Origin of the sequence: Leifsonia aquatica (genome assembly GCF_014190775.1) — a bacterium.
Classification (GTDB): domain Bacteria; phylum Actinomycetota; class Actinomycetes; order Actinomycetales; family Microbacteriaceae; genus Leifsonia; species Leifsonia aquatica.
The window spans coordinates 549,854-562,030 of record NZ_JACHVP010000003.1 but is presented as its reverse complement, the minus strand read 5'-3'; the positions used below and the strand labels follow the sequence as shown (position 1 = coordinate 562,030).

The following is a 12,177-nucleotide window of genomic DNA, read 5'->3' as shown; positions in this document are numbered from 1 at the left end:
CGCGAAGGCGCCCTTGGAGGCGTAGACCGGGAGATTCTCCGCCGGCATGGCGACGATGTCCGGCCCCTTCTTGGCCGACAGCGCCGGGAGGAGGGTGTCGCCGATGACGGCCCAGGTCTTGGTGGTGGTCTTGATGGTGATCTTGTCCTGCGACTTGTTGAAGTCGTCGACGATCTGGTCGAGCACCTTGCCGTCGGCCTCCGTGTAGCCGTGCCAGAAGGTGAGCGTGACGGGGCCGGACGAGTCCGTGCCCGACGAGCCGGAGCAGCCCGCGAGCGCCAGGGAGACGCCGGCCGCGGCGGCGAGCGTCGCAAGCAGTTTCTTCATTGAATGCCTCTCGTGTGCCCGATCGCGTCGTGGATCGGGTCGGGTTTACAACGATGCAATTCCAACGTTGTAGAAGCGATTGTACAAACGTCGCCGGGCTCCGTCAACGTCGGTTCCCCGACGCCTCAGACCGAGGCGGAGACCGGCGTCCCGGCGCCGGCTTCAGCGAGCGCGGGAGCGGACTCCCGCTTCACCAGGGTCGCGGGCACGTCGAACAGGCGGGGGCCCGTCCCGGCCGGAACACGGCCGGCGATCCGCTCGACCAGTGCCTCCACCGCGATCTCGGCGACGCGAGCACGATTCGGGTCCACGGTCGACAGGCTCGGCATCGCGAACTGCGACTCGGTCACGTTGTCGTAGCCGATGACGGCGACCTCCTCCGGAACGGCCACGTGGTGCTGGGCCAGGGTGCGCAGGGCACCGAGGGCCAGCTCGTCGTTGAGCGCGAAGACCGCGTCGAACGGGACTCCCCTGTCCAGCAGCTCCTGCATCGCCTCCGCGCCGTCCCGGCGGTGCCACCCCTCCCGCGCGACCACGAGCGCCGGGTCGAACGCGATCCCGGCCTGATCGAGGGCGTTGCGGTGGCCGCGGAGGCGCAGCGCAGCCGACCCGACCCGCTCCCCCTCGTGCGCGCCGAGCACCGCGATGCGCCGCCGGCCGCCGTCGAGCAGATGGCGGGTGGCCAGGGCGGCGCCCTCCACGTTCTGGATGACGACGTGATCGGTGGGTCCGTCGAAGATCCGCTCTCCGAGCAGCACCAGCGGGTACGAGACGTCGAGCACCTCCGCGTCGTCGATGGAGAGGCCGAGGGGCGAGAACAAGAGACCGTCCATCATGGCCGTCCGCGAGCCGGTGAGCAGGGCGATCTCAGCCTCTCGCGCCCCTCCGGTCTGCTCGATGAGCACCACGTAGTCGCGGGCGCGTGCCGCCTCCAGCACGGCGTCGGCCAGCTCGGCGAAGTAGCTGAAGCGGAGCTCGGGGACGGCGAGGCCGATCACACCCGTGCGGCCGGCGCGCAGCTGGCGGGCGGCGAGGTTCGGCTGGTAACCGAGTTCGGCGATCGCGGCCTGGACCTTCGCACGGGTCGACGGGCGCACGAACTCGAAATCGTTCACAACGTTAGAAACGGTCTTGACGGAAACCCCCGCCAAGGCCGCGACATCCCGGAGCGTCGCCACCTCTCACCCCTCCTCGATCTGGAGACATCCTATTCACACCTCACGGGTCGGCACCGCGAACCCGGTTCCTGTTAGATGGGGACGATGAGCAAGAAGATGTTCTCCCAGCTGTGCGCCACCGCGGTCATCGCGGTGATCACGCTGCTCATCGGGCGCTCGATGCACGACGCCGGCACCGTCATCCTTTTCGCCGTCGGGGTGCTCGCGACCATCCTGAGCGCGTTCCGCGTGCGCAGCATCCGGGCCCGCGAACTCGCCGCGAAAGCGGCCCGTGTCCCCCAAAATGCCGCTACCGGAGACACCGACCGATAAGTCAGGCTCGGTTCGATGACAGAGCAACGGGAACTCGGACGGGAGACAGGCGTGACGCGCGAAACAGTGCTGCGCCCCTTCCGGTACCTGTTCACGCGCGGCGTGATCGCCATCCTGGCGCTGACGACCCCCGTGTTCGCCGTGCTCTACTGGCTGTCGATCCCGACCGGCGGCTGGCCGCTCGTGCTGATCGCGCACCTGCTGGTCGTCGCGGCCACCGTGCTCTGCGTCTACTCGTTCCTGAGCGTCACGATCACCGTGGGCACCGACGGGGTGCGGGAGCGCGGCTTCTTCGGCCGCGTGGTCGCCGTGCGTCCGGCGGAGGTCGGATCTGTCCTCCTGGTGCAGCTCTACGAGAGCAGCACACTCGACACCCTGCCCCAGCTCTTCATCACCGGGCTGGACGGCCGCCTCCTGATCCGGATGCGCGGGCAGTTCTGGTCCCTCGAGGACATGGAGCGCGTGGCCGAGGAGCTCGACATCCCCGTGACGCGCCCGCAGGACTCGATGACGCTGGCCCAGCTGCGGCGCACCTCCCCCGAACTGCTCTACTGGTTCGAGCGGGTCCCGGCGCTCGTCGGGCGCTGAACCCGGGCGTCAGAGCGTCGCGTCGGTCGCGATCCCGAGGGCCGGAGCGTCCGGTGTGCTCGACGGCAGCTCGGTGAAGCCGAGCCGCTCGTAGAACGCCCGGGCGCCGTGGTTCGAGGGCGACATCGTGAGGTAGACGCCGGGCACGCCGCGTTCCCGCAGCGCAGCGAGCAGGGTGCGGATGAGCGCGCGCCCGAAGCCCTGGCCCTGCAGTTCGGGGAGCAGGTCGATGTGGAGGTGCGCCGGGAACCGGTCGACCTCGGGCACGATCGCCTCGCGCACGTCGAGTCCGAAGCCGATCGCCTGGCGTTCGGCGTCGTCCCTGGCCCGCTCCAGCGGGTACTTCGCGCGGAACGCCGGGAGCCATTCCGCCTCGTACCAGTCGGCGAAGGCGAGGCTGTCGGCGACGGCGATCACATAGCCCGCCACGTGATCGCCGGTGTCGACGACGAAGGCGAGATCGGGCTGGTAGGCGATGTACGGCCCGGCGAAGACGTCGGGCAGCAGGTCGTCGCTGGAGTACGCACCGGTCGCGTCCTGACCGCTCGCCCCGGTCCGGACGCAGATCGCGTAGACATCGTCGCGGTCGGCCGGCTGGAAGGGACGGATCGAGCTCACCGTGAAAGTATGGCAGCGTGAGTCCGCACACCGCCGCCGTGCCACGCAGCAACGGCCTGCTCACGCGCACCGGCGACGAGCCCGTGCGGATCGGCCGGGTCTTCCCCGGCGACGCGGCGAGCGCGTTCGTCCGGCACTACTGGCTGCCGCGCTGGACCCTGCCGGAGGGGCGGACCCTGCGCCCGCAGGTGCTCGAGTACCCGGCGGCGAACCTCGTGATCGAGCCCGACTCCGCCCTGCTGCACCGGGCGAGCCGGGGCGTGAGCGGCCGCACCCTGCGCGGATCGGGATGGGCGTTCGGGATGCTGCTGCGCCCGGGTGTCGCGCGCGGCTGGACCGGCGCCTCCCTCCGTTCGCTGCCCGCCGCCCTTCCCGCGAGCGAGCTCGCCCTCGACGGGCTGGATGACCTGCTGCCCGTGGTCCGCGTCGCGATGGCCGACGGCGACGACGCGGCCGCGGTCACCGTCGTCGAGAGCTGGCTGGGCGGCCTCCCGGTGCCGGGCGAGGAGGCCCGGCTCGTCGACGAGATCGTCGCAACCGTCGAGGAGGACCGCGAACTGCGCCGCGTCGAGGATCTCGCCGCGCGGTTCGGCCTCGGCGTCCGACACCTCCAGCGCCTGGTCGCCGGGCACATCGGCTTCGGCCCAAAATGGCTCATCCAGCGCTACCGGCTGCAGGAGGCCGCGGCGGCTCTGCGCTCGACCGAACCTCCCGCGCTCGCCACACTCGCGCTCGACCTCGGATACGCGGACCAGGCGCATTTCAGTCGGGAGTTCCGGGCCGTGATCGGTGCACCGCCGGGCGCGTACGCCGCGCGCGAAGGAGGGCGATGAGCGACTCGCTGCTCGCCGGCTGGCGCGAGCGCTGGGCGCTGACCCCGGACGGCGACCCGTTCGTCACCCCGTCGAGCGCCCTGCAGCCGGTGCGCCGGGATGGCCGGCCGGCGTTCCTCAAGTGCGCCCTCGTCGACGAGGAGGCCGCCGGCGCGCACGTGCTGCGCTGGTGGTCCGGTGCGGGCGCGGCGGAGGTGCTGGAGTTCGGGGACGACGGGCGAGCCGTGCTGCTGGAGCGCGCGGAGGGACCGCGGTCGCTGATCGAGCTCGCGCGTTCGGGTCCGGCGGGCGACGACGACGCCACGCGCATCCTGTGCCGCGCCGGCCGCCGCCTCCACACCGTGGGTGCCGGCGCGCGGCCGGCCGGGCTGCATCCGCTCGACGAGTGGTTCGGCGAGCTGTTCGAGCAGGCCGCCGACCGGCCGGACGACCACGACGGGCTCTACCCGGCGGCCGCCGCCGAGGCGCGGGCGCTGCTCGCGCATCCCACCGCCGACGTCGTCCTTCACGGCGACCTGCACCACGGCAATGTGCTCGACTTCGGCGAGCGCGGCTGGCTCGCGATCGACTCGAAGCCGCTGCACGGCGACCCCGCTTTCGACCTGCTCAACATCCTGTGCAACCCCGACGCCGCCGTCGCGCTCCGCCCTGGCCGCCTGGAGCGCACGGCCGGGGTGATCGCGGCGGAGTCGGGCCTCGACGAGCGCGCCCTGCTGCGCTGGGCGCTCGCCTGGACCGCACTCTCCGCAGCCTGGAGCGAGCGGAGCGGGGAGGACGCACCCATCGCGATCGGAGTCGGTCAGCGCGTCCGCACCCTCCTCGGAGTCCGGCCCCTCACTTGACGCTGCCGGCGGTGAGTCCGCCGACCAGGCGCTTCTCGATCAGCGCGAAGAGCACCACGACGGGGATCACGGCCACGACCGAGACCGCGAACACGTACTGCCACGCGGCGTCGTACTGACCGACGAACTTGGTCAGCGCCACCGACAGCGGCTGGTTCGCGTCCGTGGACAGGATCACCAGGCTCGCGGCGAACTCGTTCCACGAGGCGACGAAGGTGTAGATGATCGCCGTCACGATGCCGGGCCACACCAGCGGGAGCTGGACGCGGAAGAGCACCGTCCACTTGCCGGCCCCGTCGAGCTGCGCGGCCTCGTCCACCTCCTTGGGCACTCCGGCGAAGAAGGTGTGCATGATCCAGATGGCGAACGCGAGGTTGAACGCCGCGTTGATGAGGATCATGGCCAGCCAGGTGTCGTTGATCCCGAGCGCGACCATCTCCTTGAACAGGCCCGTCGCGAGGACCGTGGGCTGCAGCATCTGCGTCACGATCACCAGGAAGAGGAACACTCCGCGACCCGGGAACCGGAACCGCGCCGTGTAGTACGCGGCGGGCACGCAGACCACGAGTACCAGCAGCGTCGCGAACACCGAGATCACGATGGTCGAGATGAGGTTGAGCGGGAGCGGCGTCTCCGGCGTCGACCACATCGTGAGGTAGTTCTCGGGATGCCACTGGTCGGGCAGATAGGTCGGCGGCACCTGGAGGATGTTGTTCCGCGACTTGAACGAGCCGACCAGCATGATCAGGTACGGCGCGATGAAGACGAGGGCGATGACCACTCCGGCGAGCGTCTTGCCGACGACGCGCCCCGGGGAGCCCGAGAGGCGGGAACGACGACGGCGCACCTGCGGAGCCCCCGCCACCAGAGTCGGGGCCGGCGCGGTCATGCGACCTCCCTCATCGGCTTCACGATCCACAGGTACAGCGCGACGACGACCAGGACGATCAGGAAGTTGATCACGCTGAGCGCGCTCGACAGGTCGATGCGCTGCTCGTTCTGCAGCAGCTTGAAGACGTAGGTCGTCGTCGTATCGGCCTTGTAGCCGGGGATCGAGCCCGTCATCAGCTTGAGGATCGGGAGCGAGTTGAACACGTTGATGATGTTGATGAGCGCCGCCAGGGCGATCGCGTTCCGCAGGTTCGGGAGTGTCACGCCGAAGTAGGAGCGGGCGGCGCTCGCCCCATCCACCTTCGCCGCCTCCAGCATGTCGCCCGGGATGCCGGCGAGCCCCGCCAGGATCGTGTAGGTCGTGAACGGCAGCGACACGAACACCGCGATAGCGATCGAGGAGATGAACGCCGGCACCGGCTCCTTCGTGAAGCCGAACGGCTCCGCGAGCAGGTGGATGTCGACGAGGAACTTGTTGATGATCCCGTAGAACGGGTCGAGACCGTACACGAACACGGTCGTCGTCATCACGACGCTCGCCGCCCACGGGACGATGATCGCCATCCGCACCCAGCGGCGGCCCGGGAAGTTCTTGTCGAGGAACTGGGCGAGCGCGAGCCCGATCACCACGGTGATGGCGACGACGGCGACGACCCACACGAGAGTGTTCAGCAGGATGCCGGGAAGCTCCGGGCGGGAGAGCACCGTCAGATAGTTCTGCAGCCCCACGGAACCGTGGTCGACGCCGGCGATGGAGATCTTCCGCGTCGAGTTGAAGATCATGTAGCCGGCCGGGAACAGCACGATCCCGAAGATCAGGAGGAGGGCGGGCAGCGTCCACGGCACGGCGTGGAGCAGGTCGGACGCGCCGGAGCGCCTCGGTGGGGACCCGCGACGGGGGCGGCCGGAAGCCGCCCCCGCGCGCGTCGACTCAGCGGTGCTGGTCATCCGGGATTACTGGCCGTCGGCCTTGGCCTGGATGGACTTCAGCAGGTCGGCCGGGACCGCGCCCTGGCCGAGCTGTCCGATCTGGCTCTGGATCGCGCCCTGCGCGGCCGACCAGTCCGGGTTGGTGGACGGGTAGAACTTCGCGTCCGGCAGCAGGTCGAGGAACGGCTTGATGGTCTCGTCCGAGGCCATCTCCTTCGCGCCCGACTTGGTCGTCGGCAGGAAGCCCTCCGCGCCCACCCACTTGGTGTAGACGGCGGGCGAGTAGAAGTAGTCGAGGAACTTCGTGATCGCGGCCTTCTTGTCGGTCTTGTTCTTGAAGGCCATCAGGTGGTCGGCGACGCCCAGGGTGAAGGAGGAGCCGTCCTTGGTCGGGATCGGCGCGACCCCGTAGTTGAGCGACGGGTTCTTGTCCTTGATCTGCCCGACCGTCGGCGGGAGGCCGATCTGCATGCCCAGCTGCCCCTGGATGAAGACGTTGAGCAGCGGAGTGCGGTTGGTCGAACCCGGGTTCGGCTCGGTGTAGCCCTGGTCGATGATCTTCTTCATCTCGGTGGCACCCTCGACGTTCTGCGAGCTGTCGATCGTGAGCTTCTTGGCGTCGCCGTAGCCGCCGCCTGCTCCGTAGAACCAGATCGCCGTCTCCGCCTGCGCCTCCTCACTTCCGAGCGGCATCCCGTACGCCGTGACCCCGGCCGCCTTGAGCTTGCCCGCGTCCTCCTCGAACTCGGCCCACGTCTTCGGCGGCGCCGAGATGCCGGCCTTCGCGAAGTCGTCCTTGTTGTAGAACAGGGCGCGCGCGGAGGCGATGAACGGGAGGCCGTACTGCGTGCCGTCGATGCTCGCGTTCTTCTTGAACGCGTCCTGGAAGTCGTCGAACGTCGAGGCCGAGACGATGTCCTTGGCGGGGTAGAGCAGGTCGTCCGCCGCGAATCCCGCGAACGCGTCGATGTTCAGGATGTCGGGCTGCTTCTGCGCCTGGATGCGCGTCTTGATGACGTTGTTGATGTCCGTCCAGGACTCCACGTCGAGATTGACCGTGATGTCGCTGTTCTTGGCCTCGAAGTCTTTGATGATCTGCTGCCATTCGGCCTTCGTATTGTCCGAATAGCTCGCCACCATCAGGTCGAGCGTCTGCGCGCCGCCGGACGAGCCTCCCGACCCGCCGCTGAAGCCGCAGGAGGCGAGTGTCATGGTGGTGACGGCGACGGTCGCGACCGCCGCTCCCCACCGGAGTGACTTCTTCATTGACTTCCCCACTTCTCGAAGAAACACGTGCCGATACTGCTGAGGTGCCTGCGCGTCAATGCGGAGCCGTTGATGTTTATTGACGTGTTCCCGTGGGAAACAAGCACTTTCACTCAATGGATGCTGGCGATCATGCCCCTTTCGGGGGCAGGACGTCAAGCATCGAGCCCGAAATAGAAGTGATCGAATGTGATCACTAGACAAGGGCTTCGATCATGCGGAATCATTGCCAGAGACATTCGCGCAACCGCCCGACGGCACAGGACAGGAGCGGCCCGTGACACGCTCATCCACCGCCGGGGCACACGACGACGACGGCGCGCTCGCGCTGTCCGGCCCGGCGCGACCGGGCGAGCGGAACCGCGAACGCACGGCGATGAGCAGAGCCCAGCGGCTCGGCGCCGTCCTCGACCTCTTGGCCGAGACCGGCCAGGTCGAGGTGGAGGACATCGTCACGACGCTCAACGTCTCCGCGGCGACCGCCCGCCGCGACCTGGACGCGCTCGCCTCGCAGCAGATGCTCACGCGCACCCGCGGCGGAGCGATCGGCCAGTCCGTGGCCTACGACCTGCCACTCCGCTACAAGCACGATCAGCACGCCCAGCAGAAGCTGCGCATCGCGCAGGCGGCGAGCGCCCTCGTCCCGCGCGGCGCCGTCGTCGGCCTCTCCGGGGGCACCACGAGCACGGCGATCGCGACCGCACTGGCCTCCCGCTCCGACCTGCTGGAGCCGTCGCCCTACCCGAACCTCACCGTCGTCACCAATGCGATCAACATCGCGGCGCAGCTCGTCATCCGCCCGCAGATCAAGATCGTCGTCACCGGGGGCGTCGTCCACTCGCGTTCGTACGAGCTGGTCGGCCCCTACACCGACGCGGTCCTGGAGAAGATCACCATGGACGTCGCGTTCATCGCCGTGGACGCCATCGACCCCGTCATCGGGCCGACGGTGCACGACGAGGGCGAGGCGAGCGTCAACTCCCTCATGGCCCGGCGAGCGACGCGCGCCGTGTTCGTCGCCGACTCGTCGAAGATGGGCCGGACGGCCTTCGCCACTGTGACCGGACCCACGAGTCTCACCACACTCATCACCGACACCGGCATCACCGACGAGCAGCGCGCTGCGTTCATCGAACGCGGATACGAGATCATCGTCGTCTGAGACGAGGTCCAGAGGCTGCGAGGAGCGGCGGCTAGCGCCGCTTGCGCGTACCGAAGATCCCCTCCACCACGCCCGTGAGGATGTCACGGGTCGCCTTCGAGCCGAGCACCTGCTCCAGCACGTTGGGGGCGGGCTTGGGGGTCGTCCGGCGGGTGGTCCGGGTGGGCGAGGTGCTCTTGAGGATGCGCTCGTACTCCTTCTGCGCGGCGGCCTGGGCCTTCGCGTCGGCCTTCGCCTGCGCTGCTGCCGCCTTCTCCGCGGCAGCGGCAGCCTCCGCCTGCGCCTGGGCCTGCGCTGCGGCGTCGGCTGCGGCCGCGGCGGCGTCGAGCTTGCGGGCGAGCTGCTCCCGCGCCGAGTCGCGATCGACGGGGGTGCCGTATTTCGCCTGCAGCGGGGAGGCGGCGACCGTGGCCTCCATCTGCGCCTCCGGGGCCGGTGACATGGACCCCTGCGGTGCGCGCAGCCGGGTCCAGGCGACCGGGCTGGGCGCGCCCTTCTCGTTCATGACGGTGACGATGGCCTCCCCGGTGCCGAGGGACTGCAGCACCTCGGCCAGGTCGTAGCCCGACTTCGGGTAGGTCGACACCGTCGCCTTGAGCGCCTTCGCGTCGTCGGGCGTGAAGGCGCGCAGCTGGTGCTGCACGCGCGAGCCGAGCTGCGCGAGCACGTCGCTCGGCACATCCTTCGGCGTCTGCGTGACGAAGAAGATGCCGACGCCCTTCGACCGGATGAGGCGCACGGTCTGGGTGATCGAGGCGATGAAGTCCTTGGAGGCTCCCTTGAACAGCAGGTGCGCCTCGTCGAAGAAGAAGACCAGCTTCGGCTTGTCCAGATCCCCGACCTCCGGCAGATCGTTGAACAGGTCGGCGAGGAGCCACATCAGGAACGTCGAGAAGACGGCGGGCTTGTCCTGCACGCCGGGCACCTCCAGGAGGCTGACCACGCCCGTCCCGTCCGGCGCGACCCGCAGGAACTCGGCGGTGTCGATCTCCGGCTCGCCGAAGAACGCCTCGGCGCCCTGGTCGGCGAACGCGATCAGCTCGCGCAGGATGACGCCCACGGTCGCGCTCGACAGGCCGCCCAGCCCGGCGAGCTCGGCCTTGCCGTCATCGCCCGTCAGGTAGGTGAGCACGGCGCGGAGGTCGGCGAGGTCGAGCAGCGGGAGGCCGGCCTGGTCGGCGTAGTGGAAGACGAGGCCCAGGCTCGACTCCTGGGTGTCGTTGAGTCCGAGCACCTTCGAGAGCAGCAGCGGGCCGAACCCGGCGACGGTCGCCCGGATGGGCACGCCGCGGCCGACGCCGCCGAGCGAGAAGAACTCGGTCGTGGCCGCGCGCGGGGTCCAGTCCTGGCCGATGCCGCGGGTGCGCTCCAGCAGCTTGTCGCTGGACTCGCCGGGGACCGCGATGCCCGAGAGGTCGCCCTTGATGTCGGCGGCGAACACCGGGACGCCCGCCGCGGCCAGCTGCTCGGCGAGCACCTGCAGCGTCTTGGTCTTGCCCGTCCCGGTCGCGCCGGCGACCAGCCCGTGCCGGTTGGTCATGGCGAGCGGGATGCGCACGGGAACGTCGGCGAGCGGGTCGCCGTTGACGAGCGCGCCGATCTCGAGGGCGGGTGCGTCGAAGGCGTAGCCGGCGCGGACGGCGGCGACGGCGTCGGCGGAGAGCGGGCCGGCCGCGGGTTCGGCGGAGGCAGTGGATGCGGGCGGTGCCGCCGGTGCCGCCTGCGCCGCCTCCTGCGCGGCAGCGGCCGCAGCCGCCGCCTCCTGCGCCTTGCGCAGCGCCTCCTCCGCCTCGGCCTGCAGCTTCGCGGCGGTCTCCGCCAGCGCTTCAGCGTCGCTCATGCGGCTCAGCCTACTGACGGGCCGGTGCGCCGCCTAGCGTGCTTCGCGCATCCCCCACGCCTGCCCGTAGCCGCCCTCGCGCTCGGGCCGTTCCATGAGCTCGAGGAACGGCCGCGCGGGGAACGCCTCCGGCCCGAGCACGCCCGTCCCGCGCCAGGCGCCCTTCGCCAGCAGCTCGAGTGCGATGACGGGGTTGAGCGCGGTCTGCCAGACGACGCACTGGCACTCGTACTCGCGCATCGTCCACTCGTTGTCGCTGACGTGGTACAGGTAGACCTCGCGCGGGGCGCCGTCCACTCCGATGCCGGTCACGTTCACACCGGCACAGGTCTTCCCCGTCATCAGCGGCCCGATCGTCGCCGGGTCGGGCAGGGCAGCGGCGACGACATCACGCGGCGCGACCTCCACCGGGCCGCCGGCGCTGCGCACGCGGACCGGCGTCGTTGAGTCGAGGCCCAGCAGGTGGAGGGTCTTCAGCACGCCGATGAACTCCTCCCCCAGCCCGTACTTGAACGTCACGCGCTTGGCGTCGAGCCAGCGCGGCATGAGCAGCACCTCCTCGTGCTCGACGTTCACGCACTCCACTGGGCCGATTCCCTCGGGGAAGTCGAAGACCTCCGGCTCGCTGAAGGGCGGGGTGGTGAACCATCCGGTGTCCTTCTCGAAGATCACGGGCGGGTTCAGGCACTCCTCGATGGTGGTCCAGATCGAGAACGACGGCGCGAAGATCTCGTTGCCGGCCTCGTCGCGCACCACGAGATTCGCGCCGTCCCGGGTGCCGAGCTCGTCGATGGATGAGAACAGCTCGTCAGCGGCGAAGCGCGCGAAGACGTCCGAGAGCCCGGGCTCGACCCCCATGCCGACCAGGGCGAGCCGGCCGGCTGCCTCCCAGTCGCCGCGCAGGGCGAACTGGTCGTCGCCGAGCTTCACGCCCGTCTTCTCGTAGGGGTCGGTCGGATGCGGCTCCGACAGGCTCATCGCCATGTCGAGGTAGTCGGCTCCCGCCGCGAAGGCGCCGGCGAAGATGGTCGGCACGAACTTCGGCTCGACCGCGTTCATGACGTGGGTCGCGCGGTGCTCGCGCGCCACGGCCTCCACCGAGTCGGGGTCGGAGGCGTCGATCGCGGCGGTGCGGAAGCGGGACGCCGCCTCCTCACCGTGCCGGGCGCGGATCCACCCGACGGTCCGCTCGGCGCGCGCGACGTCGTAGTCGCTCACGGTGATGGTGTCGTAGAACGTGCGGCGCGCGGCGATCTTGGCGATGGCGTCGCCCACGCCGCCCGCGCCGACCAGCAGAATCCTCATGGCCGCCACAGTACTGCCCGCTGCGCCTCCTCGGGCCTGCGAAGTTCACGACGTGGCGGCCATTCGGGCGCGAATGGCCGCCACG

12 protein-coding genes and 1 pseudogene are annotated in these 12,177 nt (G+C 69.9%); 5 read left to right on the top strand and 8 right to left on the bottom strand.

Translation table 11 applies throughout. The features are described 5' to 3' along the window. Positions 1-327, bottom strand: a pseudogene (locus tag FHX33_RS16000) (ABC transporter substrate-binding protein); the annotation flags it as partial. 125 nt (positions 328-452) lie between these two features. Continuing rightward, positions 453-1,505, bottom strand: coding sequence for a LacI family DNA-binding transcriptional regulator (locus FHX33_RS15995; RefSeq protein ID WP_021757804.1), 1,053 nt, complete (start codon positions 1,503-1,505; stop codon positions 453-455). Between the two features lie 84 nt (positions 1,506-1,589). Here FHX33_RS15995 and FHX33_RS15990 point away from each other — a divergent pair, with 84 nt between their 5' ends. Together FHX33_RS15990 and FHX33_RS15985 are read left to right on the top strand one after the other, a co-directional pair. Beyond that, positions 1,590-1,817 (top strand): hypothetical protein, encoded by a 228-nt coding sequence (locus tag FHX33_RS15990; RefSeq protein ID WP_039920988.1) that lies wholly within the window; start codon positions 1,590-1,592, stop codon positions 1,815-1,817. Between the two features lie 51 nt (positions 1,818-1,868). Then, entirely contained in the window at positions 1,869-2,405 is a 537-nt protein-coding gene (locus tag FHX33_RS15985) for a hypothetical protein (protein ID WP_039920990.1), read from the top strand. Between the two features lie 9 nt (positions 2,406-2,414). Here the strand turns inward: FHX33_RS15985 and FHX33_RS22205 are convergent, their stop codons facing one another. Beyond that, positions 2,415-3,023: a GNAT family N-acetyltransferase gene (locus FHX33_RS22205; RefSeq protein ID WP_021757809.1), complete on the bottom strand. Its 609-nt coding sequence runs from the start codon at positions 3,021-3,023 to the stop codon at positions 2,415-2,417. Positions 3,024-3,040: 17 nt separating this feature from the next. Here FHX33_RS22205 and FHX33_RS15975 point away from each other — a divergent pair, with 17 nt between their 5' ends. Both FHX33_RS15975 and FHX33_RS15970 read left to right on the top strand, forming a co-directional pair. Beyond that, positions 3,041-3,856, top strand: coding sequence for a helix-turn-helix domain-containing protein (locus FHX33_RS15975; RefSeq protein ID WP_039920992.1), 816 nt, complete (start codon positions 3,041-3,043; stop codon positions 3,854-3,856). Further along, complete coding sequence (locus FHX33_RS15970; RefSeq protein ID WP_183428717.1) at positions 3,853-4,698, top strand: aminoglycoside phosphotransferase family protein; 846 nt, start codon at positions 3,853-3,855, stop codon at positions 4,696-4,698. Before FHX33_RS15975 ends, FHX33_RS15970 begins: the two co-directional genes overlap by 4 nt. Here the strand turns inward: FHX33_RS15970 and FHX33_RS15965 are convergent. The 3 genes from FHX33_RS15965 to FHX33_RS15955 are packed head-to-tail and all read right to left on the bottom strand — an operon-like array spanning position 4,691 to position 7,785. Then, complete coding sequence (locus FHX33_RS15965) at positions 4,691-5,587, bottom strand: carbohydrate ABC transporter permease (protein ID WP_021765156.1); 897 nt, start codon at positions 5,585-5,587, stop codon at positions 4,691-4,693. The genes FHX33_RS15970 and FHX33_RS15965 overlap by 8 nt on opposite strands. Beyond that, positions 5,584-6,537, bottom strand: coding sequence for a carbohydrate ABC transporter permease (locus tag FHX33_RS15960; protein ID WP_021765157.1), 954 nt, complete (start codon positions 6,535-6,537; stop codon positions 5,584-5,586). Before FHX33_RS15960 ends, FHX33_RS15965 begins: the two co-directional genes overlap by 4 nt. A gap of 6 nt (positions 6,538-6,543) precedes the next feature. After that, positions 6,544-7,785 carry an extracellular solute-binding protein gene (locus FHX33_RS15955; RefSeq protein ID WP_021765158.1) on the bottom strand — a complete coding sequence of 414 codons (1,242 nt, stop codon included), beginning with the start codon at positions 7,783-7,785 and terminating at the stop codon, positions 6,544-6,546. 376 nt (positions 7,786-8,161) lie between these two features. Here FHX33_RS15955 and FHX33_RS15950 point away from each other — a divergent pair, with 376 nt between their 5' ends. Next, positions 8,162-8,947, top strand: coding sequence for a DeoR/GlpR family DNA-binding transcription regulator (locus tag FHX33_RS15950; RefSeq protein ID WP_021765159.1), 786 nt, complete (start codon positions 8,162-8,164; stop codon positions 8,945-8,947). Between the two features lie 31 nt (positions 8,948-8,978). Here FHX33_RS15950 and FHX33_RS15945 read toward each other — a convergent pair whose 3' ends face one another. Together FHX33_RS15945 and FHX33_RS15940 are read right to left on the bottom strand one after the other, a co-directional pair. Next, complete coding sequence (locus FHX33_RS15945; protein WP_183428716.1) at positions 8,979-10,787, bottom strand: helicase HerA-like domain-containing protein; 1,809 nt, start codon at positions 10,785-10,787, stop codon at positions 8,979-8,981. 33 nt (positions 10,788-10,820) lie between these two features. Continuing rightward, positions 10,821-12,092 carry a saccharopine dehydrogenase family protein gene (locus FHX33_RS15940; protein ID WP_021757375.1) on the bottom strand — a complete coding sequence of 424 codons (1,272 nt, stop codon included), beginning with the start codon at positions 12,090-12,092 and terminating at the stop codon, positions 10,821-10,823. Positions 12,093-12,177: the final 85 nt, after the last annotated feature.

Coding starts and splice junctions, on each gene's coding strand:
- FHX33_RS15945 (WP_183428716.1), bottom strand. CDS start 10,787: ATGAGCGACGCTGAAGCGCTGGCGGAGACCGCCGCGAAGCTGCAGGCC.
- FHX33_RS15950 (WP_021765159.1), top strand. CDS start 8,162: ATGAGCAGAGCCCAGCGGCTCGGCGCCGTCCTCGACCTCTTGGCCGAG.
- FHX33_RS15970 (WP_183428717.1), top strand. CDS start 3,853: ATGAGCGACTCGCTGCTCGCCGGCTGGCGCGAGCGCTGGGCGCTGACC.
- FHX33_RS15990 (WP_039920988.1), top strand. CDS start 1,590: ATGAGCAAGAAGATGTTCTCCCAGCTGTGCGCCACCGCGGTCATCGCG.
- FHX33_RS15960 (WP_021765157.1), bottom strand. CDS start 6,537: ATGACCAGCACCGCTGAGTCGACGCGCGCGGGGGCGGCTTCCGGCCGC.
- FHX33_RS15955 (WP_021765158.1), bottom strand. CDS start 7,785: ATGAAGAAGTCACTCCGGTGGGGAGCGGCGGTCGCGACCGTCGCCGTC.
- FHX33_RS15965 (WP_021765156.1), bottom strand. CDS start 5,587: ATGACCGCGCCGGCCCCGACTCTGGTGGCGGGGGCTCCGCAGGTGCGC.
- FHX33_RS15940 (WP_021757375.1), bottom strand. CDS start 12,092: ATGAGGATTCTGCTGGTCGGCGCGGGCGGCGTGGGCGACGCCATCGCC.